Source organism: Cupriavidus sp. GW822-FHT03E04, assembly GCF_058801495.1.
The window spans coordinates 201,560-215,420 of record NZ_JBXANI010000008.1 but is presented as its reverse complement, the minus strand read 5'-3'; the positions used below and the strand labels follow the sequence as shown (position 1 = coordinate 215,420).

Below are 13,861 nucleotides of genomic sequence, written 5' to 3'. Positions count from 1 at the left end.
CTGCCGGCCATGCGGTGGCGTAGCCATGCCTGTCAAGGCCGGGAGGGAAACGGGGGGATGAGAGCGGGAGGGAGTGTGAGCGGGTTATCCCCCGCCCGGCGTAGCGCGGCGGGGGCCCGTGGCAAAACGAGCGTGATGCGGCTTACAGCGCGGGCAGGATCTTCCCTGCCACCTCGCCAAAGCCGACGCGATAGCCGTCGCCCTGGCACCAGCCGGCCATGACCACTTCGTCGCCATCTTCCAGGAAACCGCGCTTGCTGCCGTCCGCCAGCGTCAAGGGCTCGGCGCCGTTACGGGTCAGTTCCAGCAGACTGCCATAGGAATCCGGCGTGGTGCCGCTGATGGTGCCGGAGCCCATCAGGTCGCCCACACGGACATTGCAGCCGGACACGGTGTGGTGCGCCAGTTGCTGGACCATGGTCCAGTACATGGCCTTGAAGTTGGTGCGGCAGACGGTGGTGGCTTGCTCCGCGCCTTCGGGGCGCAGCGAGACTTCCAGTGCGATGTCATAGGCATTGCGCTCGGGCTGCTGCAGATACGCCAGCGGCTCGGGCGATTGCACCGGATTGTCGCGGCGGAACGGCTCGAGCGCGTCCATGGTGACCACCCATGGGGAGATCGAGGTGCCAAAGCCCTTGCTGTTGAATGGGCCCAGCGGCACGTACTCCCACTGCTGGATATCGCGCGCGCTCCAGTCGTTGAGGATCACCATGCCGAACATGTGTCCGGCGGCCGCAGCGGTGCTGACCGGCTCGCCCAGGGTCGACGGCTTGCCGACGATGAAGGCCATTTCCAGTTCGTAGTCGAGCTTCTGGCAAGCCGTAAAGACCGGGCGCGGCGCGTTCGGCGGCTTGATCTGCCCCTTCGGGCGGCGCAGTTCCGTGCCGCTCACCACCACAGAGCTGGCGCGGCCGTTGTAGCCGATGGGAATCTCCAGCCAGTTGGGCAGCAGCGCATTGTCCGGATCGCGGAACATGCGGCCGACGTTGGTGGCGTGCTCGCGCGAGGAGTAGAAATCGGTGTAGCCGGGGATGTCCACCGGCAGGTGCAAGGTAGCCCAGGCCATCGGCACCAGGGCCTGCTCATGCAGGGCCGACTTGGGATGCAAGGTGGTGTCGTCCGCCGCCAGCATGGACGTCAGGCGCTGGCGGGTTTCAGTCCATGCCGGCTTGCCGAGCGCGATGAAGGCGTTGAGCGTGGCGCCGCTAAACACGCCTTTGACGGAGGCAGGCAGCAGGCCCGCCTCGTCCAGCACGGACAGGTCGAGAATGAAGTCGCCGATGGCGACGCCTACGCGCGGGCCCTGCCCGTTCGGGGAAAAGATGCCGTAGGGCAGGTTCTGCAGCGGGAAATGCGTAACGCCATCATTGGCGGATTCGATCCAACTCTGCTGGACAGTGGTCATCGGGGGCTCCGGAGGGCAATGACAAGGGTGCCGGCGACATGCGCCGCGCGGGCACCCTGGATTCATGATGGTCGGCCGGGTGAAACCGGTCTTGGGACTTGAGGATCAGCGCTCGCTGGGGTTGAAATGCTTCTTCAGGCCTTGCCAGCACCTGTAGTAATCGTCCTGCAACTGCGCCGACTCCGCTGCATACGGCGTCGGCCGGATCACGGCCGGCGTCTCGAACATGAACGCCATGGTATCGCCGATGCGATGCGGCTGCGAGGTATCCGCGGCGGTGGCCTGGGCAAACGTCTCGGCATCCGGGCCGTGGCCGCTCATGCAATTGTGCAGGCTGGCGCCGCCAGGCGAGAAGCCATCGGCCTTGGCATCGTAGACACCCTCGATCAGGCCCATGAACTCACTGGCGATGTTGCGGTGGAACCAGGGCGGGCGGAAGGTGTTCTGCATCGCCAGCCAGCGCGGGCCAAAGATGACGAAATCGATGCTGTCCACGCCCGGGGTGTCGGACGGGCTTTGCAGCACCAGGAAGATCGAGGGGTCCGGGTGATCGAAGCTGATCGAGCCAATGGTGTTGAAGCGGCGCAGGTCGTACTTGTACGGCGCGTAATTGCCATGCCAGGCCACCACATCCAGCGGCGAGTGCCCGATCGCGGCGCGCCACAGGTTGCCCTGGAACTTCGCCACCAGCTCGAAATCGCCCTCACGATCCTCATACCAAGCATGCGGCGTGAGGAAGTCGCGCGGATTGGCCAGGCCATTGGAGCCGATGACGCCCAGGTCGGGCAGGCGGAACAAGGCGCCATAGTTTTCGCAGATATAGCCGCGCGCCTCGCCATCCGGCAGCTCCACGCGAAAACGCACGCCGCGCGGGATCACCACAATCTCCTGCGGCTCGACGTCCAGCAGGCCCATCTCGGTCGCCAGGCGCAGCCTGCCCTGCTGCGGCACGATCAGCATCTCGCCGTCTGCATTGTAGAAGAAGCGATCCGTCATCGACCGGTTGGCCAGGTACAGATGGATCCCGCAACCCGACATGGCCTCCGGGCCGCCGTTGCCGGCCATGGTGATGATGCCGTCGACAAAGTCGGTGGGCTCCTTGGCCATCGCCGGCGGGCTCCAGCGCATCTGGTTGGGCGATGGCGGCACCGCATCGAAATGACTGACGATGCGCGACTGCTCGACCCGCGTGAACGGCTCATGCATCGCCGCCGGGCGAATGCGATAGCACCAGCTGCGCCGGTTGTGCGCGCGCGGCGCGGTAAACGCCGTACCGGAAATCTGCTCGGCATACAGCCCATACGGCGCGCGCTGGGGCGAGTTCTGCCCCACCGGCAACGCACCGGGCAGTGCCTCGGTGGCGAACTCGTTGGCAAAACCGGATTGGTAGCCGGGCGTGCCGTGGTCGGGCGCCTGCCCTTTCACGTTCACAAGGTTCAATGGCGTCTGCGTCATATCTTGGGTCTTCCTCTTACGCTTGCGATTTCGCTTTCGATGAATCGAGCACGCCCGCGCGGGCTAGCTCCATGGCTTCCTGCAGAACAGCAAGATCGCCGATGTGATTGGCCAGCAGCAGGATCAGTTGCGCGTTGGCGGCCTGGCTCTGCGCGTCGGAGAGATCGCGATGCATGTCGATCAGCGCCTCGTAGAAGTCGTCCGGACGGGCAAGGTTGGGTTCGGTACTCAGCGGCATTGGCTTGTCTCCCTACTCAGGCCACTGCCGCAGCGGGCATAGTGGACGAGTGATCACACTGGCGGTGTCTTTCGAACGCCGGATCGTGAATTTCACAATCCGTAATTGATTTACTATATCGTAATCGCAGGCCTCGGACGTGTCAAACCAGTATCGGCCCTTATTTCTCCGCGGACGGCGAAAACCGGCGGACACCACGTTTGTAGGTTAGGCGCGAAGGACAGGGTGAGACAAAGACGTGACGCCAGACGGCGCACAAGCGCAGGCAGCCAGAGCAATGTCAGGCGGAGAAGAGAAACAAGTACGACAGGGAGAAAGCGACAGGCTCGACAGGCAAACGCACGACCCGGCCTCGGCGCGGGGCCGAGGTCGTCAAAGACAGACGGATGCCGCCAGGCGCGGCATCCGGCCATCCATGTAAAGCAGGCAAAACCCCAGCAGCAGGCACGTGGGGGCGTGCCCGCTGCTGGTATGACAAGCGCGCGCCAATCCGGCCGCAGACCCGGCCGGAACCAGCGCGAGTGCTCAGGCTGGCTTGTGACCTTCGCCCGGGCTCGACGCGAAGCCTGTGCTGACCGGGGTGGCCGGTGCAGGGCTTGCGGCGGTAGGCGTTGCGGCAGGCGCCTGCCCGGCCATGGAAGCGGCCGTGACGCCGCCATTGCGGCTGGCAATAAACGCGTTGACGTCGGCAGCAAGATGCTGGGGTGCCAGCACCACTTCCAGGCCAAGCGCCTCGCAAGCCGCTAGGAAAGTCGACATGCGGGGGTCGGCCTGACCCGATTCTGCCCGCAAGTAAGCTTCCCGGGAGATCCCGGCCTTACGGGCGACGTCTTCCTGCTTGAGCTTTCGCGCTCGGCGCAACGCCCGCAGTTGCCGGAACGGTTCGCTAGCGCCTCTAGGCACGGCTGTACTGTTCATGTCGGTCTCCAGTCACCAATGAAAAAAAAGTGCGCGGACGTGCATTCGAGTATAGAGCACGCAAAGCGTTCCGTATGTAATCAGGGCAACACTTTGTGCAGATTTCTTGTTGGCACCCTGCGCAGGCTAATCCTAGCCTGTCAATAGGTCCGATACAGCACAATTATCTGCCTCCGTGGTGACATAACGGGCGGCAGTGAAATAGGTTGACGAAAACGCACAAGCGCGAAGTTGACAATACGACCGGTCGTGCTATTCTTTCGACATGCAGAAAGGACAACTTACCCGCGCAGCCATCATCGAGCAGGCCCTGGACACCGCCGCCCAGATCGGGTTCGAGCAGTTGTCGCTCGCCACATTGGCCGCCGACACCAGCATGTCCAAGAGCGGGCTCTATGCGCACTTCAAGTCAAAAGAAGCCTTGCAGCAAGCAGTTTTGGCGCTCGCCCTGGAGCGCTTTTCGGACGTCGTCTTCAGGCCGGCCATGCGCCTGCCGCGCGGCACGCGTCGGGTGCAAGCTCTCTTCGAAGGGTACATGCTCTGGCTCGGTGGATCCGTCAATAAAGGCCGCTGCCTGTTCATGGCGCTAGGCCAGGAATACCGCGACCGCCCCGGTGCCGTTAGGGATCAGGTGGTGCAATCGCTGAAAGACTGGCATAGCCTTATCGCCAGGGCCGTGACCGACGCGATCGAGGAAGGCGATCTTTCGCCGGCACAAGACGCGCGGCAGTTCGCCTTCGAGATGGTCGGCATCGGCATGTCCTTTCAACAGTCTTACAAGCTGCTGGGCCGCGAAGACGCCGAGACCATGGCCCGCCGGGCGTTCGAGGCATTGCTCCGCCGGGCCGAGCTTGCGCAGCCCGTGCGCAAGTAGCCAAGGACGAGGAGGCACCTGCGCGAGGCGCCTCCCGCAAGACAGATCGGGATAAATTTCAAGACGGCAGGATGTCGTCTTTTTTTGAAATAAAAAATAGCACGACTGGTCGGTCTTACCGGAGGGGTATCGCCTCTCCCCGATGCCCCGGCCAGGAATGCCAGAAGTCTTCGCTAGAGGTGACCGCCGTGACGCAAGCGATTTACTCATCCACCAAAACCCGCCAGGCCGCGCCGATATCCGGGGCGCCAATGCGCTTGGGGCGCCTTGGCTGGCAATTGGCCGAGCTGCTTTATCCGGCCGGCGTAGCGCGCGCGCTCGAGCACGCATGGTTCCGTCCGCCCCATGGCAACGGCCCGGATGGCGCTGGCCGTGAACTGCTTGACCGTGCGCGCGCGGACTGGGCGCTCGTGACCGGCCAGGGAGCGAGCCGGCGCGTGCGCGTCTATCGATGGGGCAATACCGGGCCGACCGTCTTGCTGGCCCACGGCTGGGGTGGCCATGCCGCCCAGTGGCAACCGCTGGTTGCACCGCTGCTGGCGGCTGGCATGCGCGTGGTCGCCTTTGACGCGCTCTCGCACGGCGGCTCCGACGCGGGTGCACGCGGCGCGGGCCAGACTTCTGTTGTGGAAATGTCACATTCGCTGTTGGCCACGGCGTGGCACGCCGGCCCGGTCCACGCGGTGATTGCGCATTCGCTCGGCAGCGCCGCGCTGGCGCTGGCCGTGCGCGAAGGCTTGCATCTGCAGGCTGCCGTGATGATCGGCCCGCCGGCCGACATGCACACTGCCGCCGCGGCATTGGCCTGGCGGCTCGGCATTGGGCCCGGCGCACTGGCCCGCATGCAGCGCAACAGCGAGCGCTGGCTGGGCATGCCGTGGTCTGCCTTCAACGTCCCGGCCATCGGGCGCGCCCGCCCGGTGCCGCCCACGCTGGTGATCCACGACCGGCAAGACAAGGAAGTGGGCTGGGAGAGCGGCGCTGCCATTGCCGGTGCATGGCCTGGCGCGCAGTTGATGGCCACGGACGGACTGGGCCATCGCCGTGTCCTGCACGACGCACAGGTCATCGCACGGGCGGTATCGTTCATCCGCGGCGCCGCGGACGCGCCCGGGCTTGCCGAGGCAACTCGCAGGATGCAGGCCCAGGCCGATGCCTGAATCACTCCCAAACCCTGCTTGCGGCAGCGATTATGTGGCATGCCACATAATCGCCGCTGGCGGTGTGGGTCCGAGCTTGGCGGTTAATTGCTGATTAAACGAAAAAAGAAGACCGGCTGGCACCTCGCCAGCCGGCCTCCTCCTTGGAGACCTGTCAGAACCCTGCGTCAGAACCCTTCCAGCACCAGCTTGCCGATGGTCCGCCCGCTCTCCAGCATGGCATGGGCGCGGCGCAGGTTGGCCGCATCGATCCGCCCGAGGTTCTCGCCCAGCGTGGTCCGCAGCCGGCCGGCATCGACCAGCCGTGCCACCTCGTTGAGCAAGAGATACTGCTCGATCATGTCCGGCGTGCCGAACATCGAGCGGGTGAACATGAACTCCCACACAAAGGTGGCGCTCTTGCTCTTCAGGTCGCCCACGGCCAGCGGGCCGCTGTTCTCCACGATCGAGCAGATCTTGCCTTGCGGCGCAATCACGGTCGCCATGGCAGCAAAGTGGCGGTCCGTGTCGTTAAAACACAGGATGTAGTCGACCTCGGCAAAGCCGAGCTTGCGCAACTGGGCCGGCATGTCGCCACGGTGATCGATGGTGTGGTCAGCGCCCAGCTCGCGGCACCAGGCAGCGGACTCCGGCCGCGACGCGGTGGCGATGACCGTCAGCCCCGCCAGCGTCTTGGCCAGCTGGATGCCGATGGAACCCACGCCCCCTGCTCCGCCGATAACCAGCACGGAGCGCCCGGCATGCTTGCCCTGCGGCGAGACGCCCAGGCGATCGAACAAGGCTTCCCACGCCGTAATGGCGGTCAGCGGCAACGCGGCGGCCTGGGCGAAATCGAGCAATGCAGGCTTATGGCCGACAATGCGCTCATCCACCAGGTGGAACTCGCTATTGGCGCCAGGCCGGGTAATGCTGCCAGCGTAGAAAACCGGGTCGCCCACCTTGAACAGGGTGACATCCGGGCCCACCGCGGCCACTGTGCCAGCTGCATCCCATCCGAGCACGCGCGTGACAGGCTCGACCTTATCCTTGGGCGCGCGCACCTTGGCATCCACGGGATTGACCGAGATGGCCGCCACCTTGACCAGCAGGTCGCGGCCTTCGGGCACGGGGGTGGCGATGTCCACGTCGACCAGGGATTGCGGGTCGTCGATCGGCAGGTAACGGGTCAGGCCAACGGCTTTCATTGCGGGTTCCACCAAGTCAATCAAGCAGGTTCTGCGGCACGGGATTGCGCCATGGCCACAGCGTAGCCCCACTGCCGTGCATTGATTAGCCGGAAAATCCAACAATCAATTTCCCGATTTCCCGGAAAATCTAGCCGTCTCCTTGTTTGCTGCCAGCCGCAAGGATCTGTCCGCCCCCAAAACTAGACTGCCGCGGCACCTCGCCACCCAGCGTGATGCGGATCGCGCAGTACTTGAATTCCGGGATCTTGCCAAAGGGGTCCAGCGCCGCGTTCGTCAGCTTGTTGATGGCGGCCTCGTAGTAGCAGAACGGCACGAACACCGCGCCGCGCGGCGTGCCGTCGTCCACCCGGGCAAACAGCGATACCTGGCCCCGGCGCGATGCGAGCGTCACCACGTCGCCCGGCTGGCCACCGATGGCGGCAAGGTCGAGCGGATGCACCAGCGCCACCGGCTCCGGTTCGATGGCATCCAGCACGCCCGCGCGCCGGGTCATGCTGCCGGTATGCCAGTGCTCGAGCTGCCGGCCGGTGATGAGCACGACCGGGTACTCCTGGTCGGGCCGCTCGGCCGCGGGAATGATGTCGGCCGGGACGAATCGGGCCCGGCCCGAAGCCGTCGGAAACGCGTCCGTAAAGATGACCGGCTCCCCCGGGTCGCCCTCAGCGCGGCAAGGATAGGTCACCGCGTCCTCCCGCTGCAAGCGCTCCCAGGTAATGCCGCCGATGCTGGGCATGGCATGGCGCATCTCGTCGAACACGTCGGCCACGCTCGCGTACGACCAGTCCAGCCCCAGCCTGGCGGCCATCTGCTGGATAATCCACAGGTCCTGCCGCGCTTGCCCGGGCGGATCGATCGCCTGGCGGCCAAGCTGCACCGTGCGGTCAGTGTTGGTAAAGGTGCCCGTCTTCTCAGGGAACGCCGACGCCGGCAGCACCACATCGGCGAGGTAGGCGGTCTCCGTCAGGAAGATATCCTGCACCACCAGGTGGTCCAGCGCCGCCAGCGCCTCGCGCGCGTGCTGGGCATCGGGATCCGACATGGCCGGGTTCTCGCCCATGATGTACATCCCGCGCACTTCGCCCCGCTCGATGGCCTGCATCACTTCGACCACGGTCAGCCCCGGCTGGCGATCCAGCGGCATGCCCCACAACGACTCGAAGCGCGCAACAGCCTCGGGATCGTCGACACGATGGTAGTCCGGATACATCATCGGGATCAGTCCGGCGTCGGAGGCGCCCTGCACATTGTTCTGGCCGCGCAGTGGGTGCAGCCCCGTGCCCGGCCGGCCGATCTGCCCCGTCATCAGCGCCAGGGCGATCAGGCAGCGGGCATTGTCGGTGCCGTGGATATGCTGGGAGATCCCCATGCCCCAAAGGATCATCGAGGCTTTGGAACTGGCATATAGCCGGGCCACATAGCGGATGGTGTCGGCATCGATGCCGCAAACCGGCGCCATCAGCTCCGGGCTGTAGGCCGCCACATTGCGCTGCAGTTCCTCATAGCCGATGGTGCGCCTGGCGATGAAATCCTGATCGACCAGTCCTTCGGCCACGATCACATGCATCATGGCGTTGAGCAGCGCCACATCGGTATCGGGCTCGAACTGCAGGAAGCGATGGGCGAAGCGCGCCAGGTCGGAGCGGCGTGGATCGGCCACGATCAGCTTGGTGCCATTTTTTACCGCGTTCTTGATCCAGGTTGCCGCCACCGGATGGTTCACCGTTGGATTGGCGCCGATCACGATCACCACCTGCGCGCGTGCCACATCCATCACCGGGTTGGAAACCGCGCCCGAACCGATGCCTTCGAGCAGCGCCGCCACCGACGACGCGTGGCAAAGCCGCGTGCAATGGTCCACGTTATTGCTGCCGAAGCCGGTGCGCACGAGCTTTTGAAACAGGTAGGCCTCTTCATTGCTCCCCTTGGCGGAGCCAAAGCCGGCCAGCGCGCGCTTGCCGTACGTGTCGCGGATGGCCGACAGGCTGGTGCCCGCAAGCGCGAGGGCCTCATCCCAGCTGGCTTCGCGGAACACGTCCATCACGCGCGCGGGATCCATCACGAAATCGCCACGCTTGGGGGCGCCTTCGCGCCGCACCAGCGGTACCGTCAGCCGGTGCGGATGCTGGGCGTAATCGAAGCCATAGCGGCCCTTCACGCACAGGCGCATCTGGTTGGCCGGCCCAAAACGCCCTTCGACAAACAGGATGCGGTTGTCCTTGACGTTGTAGGTGAGCTGGCAGCCCACCCCGCAGTACGGGCAGACCGACTCCACCTGGCGATCCGGCACCGGCAACGCGGCGTCGCGGGCCGGCATCAGCGCGCCGGTCGGGCAGGCCTGCACGCACTCGCCGCAGGCGACGCAGGTGGAGGCGCCCATCGGGTCGCCCATGTCGAACACGATCGCGGCCTGGTCGCCGCGAAAGGCCAGCCCGATCACATCGTTGACCTGCTCCTCGCGGCAAGCGCGCACGCAGCGGGTGCACTGGATGCAGGCATCGAGATTGACGGCGATGGCCGGATGGGACAAATCGGCTGGCACGGCGGCGCGCGGCGCAAAGCGCGGCTTGCCGACGTCCAGCCGGGCGGACCACTGGTCCAGCTCATTGTTGCGCGTGTAACGCGCCTCAGGCATATCGGACTGCAGCAGCGCCAGCACCATGCGCTGCGCGCGCAGCGCGCGCTCGGAGGCGGTCTGCACCTCCATCCCCTGCGCAGGGTAGCGGCAGCACGACGGCGCCAGCACGCGCTCGCCCTTGATCTCCACCATGCAGGCGCGGCAGTTGCCGGCGGTGTCCAGGCCGTCCTTGTAGCACAGGTGCGGGATGTCGAACCCCTCGCGCTGCGCCACCTTGAGCAAGCTCTCGCCCGGCCCGGCGCACACGTCCCGGCCATTCAGGCGGAACGTCACCGTGGTATCCGAGGAGGCCTCCACTTGCGCGCGCTCGGCGCGGGTCAGTGCACTCATATCGTCCTCGCGGCTCAGGCCAGCTCCTGGGGAAAGTACTTGATCACGCAATCCACCGGGTTGGGCGCGGCCTGCCCCAGCCCGCAGATCGACGCATCCCGCATCACCGCAGACAAGTCCGCCAGCGCGGCCAGGTCCCATGCCGGCTGCGCGATCACGTCCAGCGCCTTGGCCGTGCCCACGCGGCATGGTGTGCATTGCCCACAGGACTCATGCTTGAAGAAGTGCATCAGGTTGCGCGCCACGGCCACCGCGCTGTCCTGCTCGGAAAACACCACGATGGCGGCCGATCCGATAAAGCAACCGTGGGGCTGCAGCGTATCGAAATCCAGCGGAATATCGCCCAGGGACGCCGGCAGGATGCCACCCGAGGCGCCACCCGGCAGGTAGCCGTAGAAGCGATGGCCGTCCTGCATGCCGCCGCAGTATTCCTCGATCAGCTCAATCGCGGTGATCCCCGCCGGCGCCACGTGCACGCCGGGCAGCTTCACGCGCCCCGACACCGAGAACGAGCGCAGCCCGTGCCGGCCATGGCGTCCCTGCGCGGCGAACCAGCCCGCGCCTTTTTCAAGGATCTCGCGGACCCAGTAAAGGGTCTCGAAGTTATGCTCCAGCGTGGGCCGGCCGAACAAGCCGACCTGCGCCACATAGGGCGGGCGCAGCCTGGGCATGCCGCGCTTGCCTTCGATCGATTCGATCATGGCGGACTCTTCGCCGCAGATATACGCGCCGGCGCCACGCCGCAACTGGATCTCCGGCATGCCCGGGATCGGTGGGTCGGCCTGCAGGCGGCGCAGCGCTTCGCCAAGCACGGCACGGCAGCCTGCGTATTCGTCGCGCAGGTAGATGTAGATCGCGCCGACCTGGGTCACCGCGGCGGCGATCAGCATGCCTTCGAGGAAGCGATGCGGATCGCGCTCCAGGTAGACGCGATCCTTGAAGGTACCGGGCTCGCCCTCATCCAGGTTGACTGCCATCAGGCGCGGCGCCGGCTCGGCCATCACGATCCGCCATTTGCGCCCGGTGGGGAAACCCGCGCCACCCAGCCCGCGCAAGCCGGAATCCTCCATCGTGCGCAGCAAGGATTCGGAATCACGCTCACCCGAGGCCACTGCGCGGAGCAACTGATACCCGCCTTGCGCGCGATAGTCGTCATAGCCCAGATGGGCTTCGGGCGCGTGATGCACGGCGCGTGCGGCCACCGTGTCCACAATGGTCTGCGCGCTCGCAAGATCCACCGGGTTCTGCCCGACCAGCGCGGCGGGCGCGCGCTCGCAGCGGCCGATGCAGGGCGCTGCCACCACCTTGACTTCGCTGCCCAGCAGGGCCGGCAGCCGGGCGAGCAGGTCGCGCGCCCCGCCCAGCTCGCAGGCGATGCCTTCGCACACGCGCACCGTCACCGCGGCCGGGGGCCGGATGGCGCCGTCCTCACCCTCGCGCACGACATCGAAATGATGGTAGAAAGTGGCGACTTCATAGACCTCCACCATCGACAATCCCATCTCCTGCGCCAGCGCCACCAGGTGCGGGATCGCCAACTGGCCGAAGTGGTCATTGATGGCATGCAGGTGCTCGATCAGAAGGTCGCGCCGGCGCGGTACGTCGCCCAGGACGGCCTGGACTTCGGCCAAGGCTGCCGGGTCAGGCTGCCGCCCCTTTGGCTGGCGGCGCTTGCGCGCCTTGCCGATATCCTGGACCGCGATGGGAATGACGACCTGGTTCATGGCATTCTCGAAAAGCTGTCTCTTGGGGGGGCCGGATGGAACGGGGCACGCGCTACAAGTGCTTGCCCGCCGCTCTGGTCTTATCTTGCACTGCACGCGCCTCGCAACATGCAGCGGGAGTCGCGGGAGGGGTTTCGTTTTTGCTTTCGCCTTCGATCATATCCCTATTCCCGCGGCGCATTGACCGCGCCGATCCACGCCGGCAAGCCCGTCAGGTCAGGTCCTCCGGCACCGCGCGATATCCCATCGGCGGCGTGGTACTGGCATGCACATACTTCTTGGCGTGGGCTTCGCGCATTGGCTTGAGCACGAACAGCGCCAGGAAGGCGGACAGCGCTGCCATGCCCGAGGCGAGCATGAAGACCGCGTGCCAGTCGCCGGTGGCGGCGGTGATGACGCTGGAGAACGGCACCAGCAGCGCAGCCGTGCCCTTGGCGGTATACAACAGGCCAGCATTGGTGGCGGCGAACCTGGGCCCGAAGGTGTCGCCGCAGGTTGCCGGGAACAGGCTGTAGATCTCCCCCCAGGCGAAGAACACGACACCGGTCAGCACCACGAAAGCGATAGGATCCTGCCCGTACTTAGCCAGCAGCAGAATGCCCACCGCCTCGATCGCAAAGGCCAGGAACATCGTGTTCTCCCGGCCGATGTTGTCCGAGATCCAGCCAAAGAAGGGACGCGTCAGCCCATTGAGCACGCGGTCGATGGTGAGGGCGAAAGTCAGCGCGGGCAACGTCAGGCCGAGCAGCGATACCGGCACGCCATCGAGGCCGAAATCCTTGGCGATCGGGCCCAGCTGGGCGGTCGCCATCAGGCCGCCGGCCGCCATCATCACGAACATGGCGTACATCACCCAGAAGATCGGCGAGGACAGGACCTGGCGCGGCGAGGCGTTGTAGGCAGCCGTCTTGACCGCGGACGTGACCTGGTTCAGCACCTTGGCCGAAGGGGGATAGAGCGCCATGCCCAGGAAGAAGACGATCAGGCCCTGGCCCAGGCCGAACCACAAGAACGTGGCCTCGTAGCCGCTGGTCTTGATCATGTTGGCAATCGGCACCACGGTCAGCGCCGAGCCCGCGCCAAAGCCGGCGGCGGTGATGCCTGCCGCCAGCCCGCGCCGGTTTGGGAACCACTTCAACGCATTGCCCACGCAGGTGCCATACACCGCGCCCGCCCCCACCCCACCCAAGGCTGCCGCGAAGTAGAGCATCGGCAGAGACGAGGCCACGGAGTTCAAGGCCCAGGCAATCGCGCACAGCAGGCCGCCACCCACCACGACCGGACGCGGGCCGTACTTGTCCACGAGGTAACCCTCGATCGGCACCAGCCAGGTTTCCGTAACGACGAAGATGGTGAACGCCACCTGGATCGCCGTGCGGCCCCAGTGGTACTTGTCGTCAATCGGGTTAACGAACAGTGTCCAGCCATATTGCATGTTGGCGATCATCGCCATGCAGATCACGCCAAAGGCGAGTTGAACCCAGGGTGAGGCAAAGCGTGACTCGGGCGCGTTTTGCTGATGTTCCATGGTGTCTCCTTATGGCGGGCGGGGCCGCCTTATGTGGAAAGGGCGTCTTCGGACACCTCTTTTGGGACGGCACCGCTTGTGCTGCATCCCAGATACTGCCGTCGTTTCAGTGCTATACAGTATGTGATATATCAATATAGTCAAGACGCTTTTAGCCCACTTGGCGGACCATGAAACTGCCCGGAAATGGCGATGGCAATGCACCGGAAAGCGGCACGAAGGTTACTCGTGCGCCACGCGCATCAAAGCGGGCGAGCAGTGCAAGCCGGCTTGCTGATGGATCAAGGACTTAGGGCGTCCCGCTTCATTAATGGCGCACGTGGACAAGCGGCTATCTGCCAGTACAAATGGGTCCGGGGAACCGGCCGGCGCAGCGCCTCAAAGACGATCCTCGGGAAAGTCCCTAG

Annotated in this window: 10 protein-coding genes; 2 read left to right on the top strand and 8 right to left on the bottom strand. The window is 65.4% G+C overall.

From position 1 onward, the window contains the following. Positions 1 to 142 precede the first annotated feature (142 nt). The 4 genes from fahA to AC1RQC_RS13470 form a co-directional block, all read right to left on the bottom strand. Positions 143 to 1,405, bottom strand: a complete 1,263-nt coding sequence (fahA, locus tag AC1RQC_RS13485) for a fumarylacetoacetase (protein ID WP_492373678.1) — start codon at positions 1,403 to 1,405, stop codon at positions 143 to 145. Between the two features lie 105 nt (positions 1,406 to 1,510). Then, on the bottom strand, positions 1,511 to 2,860 hold the full coding sequence (gene hmgA, locus AC1RQC_RS13480; RefSeq protein ID WP_492883646.1) for a homogentisate 1,2-dioxygenase: 1,350 nt from the start codon (positions 2,858 to 2,860) through the stop codon (positions 1,511 to 1,513). Positions 2,861 to 2,876: 16 nt separating this feature from the next. Then, complete coding sequence (locus tag AC1RQC_RS13475; RefSeq protein ID WP_441637595.1) at positions 2,877 to 3,098, bottom strand: DUF2783 domain-containing protein; 222 nt, start codon at positions 3,096 to 3,098, stop codon at positions 2,877 to 2,879. 525 nt (positions 3,099 to 3,623) lie between these two features. Beyond that, positions 3,624 to 4,016: a helix-turn-helix domain-containing protein gene (locus AC1RQC_RS13470; RefSeq protein WP_150986631.1), complete on the bottom strand. Its 393-nt coding sequence runs from the start codon at positions 4,014 to 4,016 to the stop codon at positions 3,624 to 3,626. A 343-nt stretch (positions 4,017 to 4,359) separates the two neighbouring features. Between AC1RQC_RS13470 and AC1RQC_RS13465 the strand changes: the two genes are divergently transcribed. Together AC1RQC_RS13465 and AC1RQC_RS13460 are read left to right on the top strand one after the other, a co-directional pair. Beyond that, positions 4,360 to 4,890, top strand: a complete 531-nt coding sequence (locus tag AC1RQC_RS13465) for a TetR/AcrR family transcriptional regulator (RefSeq protein ID WP_492810647.1) — start codon at positions 4,360 to 4,362, stop codon at positions 4,888 to 4,890. A 188-nt stretch (positions 4,891 to 5,078) separates the two neighbouring features. Beyond that, positions 5,079 to 6,050: an alpha/beta fold hydrolase gene (locus tag AC1RQC_RS13460; protein ID WP_492810649.1), complete on the top strand. Its 972-nt coding sequence runs from the start codon at positions 5,079 to 5,081 to the stop codon at positions 6,048 to 6,050. Positions 6,051 to 6,217: 167 nt separating this feature from the next. Here AC1RQC_RS13460 and AC1RQC_RS13455 read toward each other — a convergent pair whose 3' ends face one another. The 4 genes from AC1RQC_RS13455 to oxlT form a co-directional block, all read right to left on the bottom strand. Next, positions 6,218 to 7,234, bottom strand: a complete 1,017-nt coding sequence (locus tag AC1RQC_RS13455; RefSeq protein ID WP_492373682.1) for a zinc-binding alcohol dehydrogenase family protein — start codon at positions 7,232 to 7,234, stop codon at positions 6,218 to 6,220. A 130-nt stretch (positions 7,235 to 7,364) separates the two neighbouring features. Next, positions 7,365 to 10,202 carry a formate dehydrogenase subunit alpha gene (gene fdhF / locus AC1RQC_RS13450; RefSeq protein WP_492810651.1) on the bottom strand — a complete coding sequence of 946 codons (2,838 nt, stop codon included), beginning with the start codon at positions 10,200 to 10,202 and terminating at the stop codon, positions 7,365 to 7,367. Positions 10,203 to 10,216: 14 nt separating this feature from the next. Beyond that, the gene (locus tag AC1RQC_RS13445; RefSeq protein ID WP_492883644.1) at positions 10,217 to 11,926 is read right to left on the bottom strand and encodes an NADH-ubiquinone oxidoreductase-F iron-sulfur binding region domain-containing protein; all 1,710 of its coding nucleotides are present in this window, start codon (positions 11,924 to 11,926) and stop codon (positions 10,217 to 10,219) included. Between the two features lie 211 nt (positions 11,927 to 12,137). Then, positions 12,138 to 13,454, bottom strand: a complete 1,317-nt coding sequence (gene oxlT, locus AC1RQC_RS13440) for an oxalate/formate MFS antiporter (protein WP_492810655.1) — start codon at positions 13,452 to 13,454, stop codon at positions 12,138 to 12,140. Positions 13,455 to 13,861 lie beyond the last annotated feature (407 nt).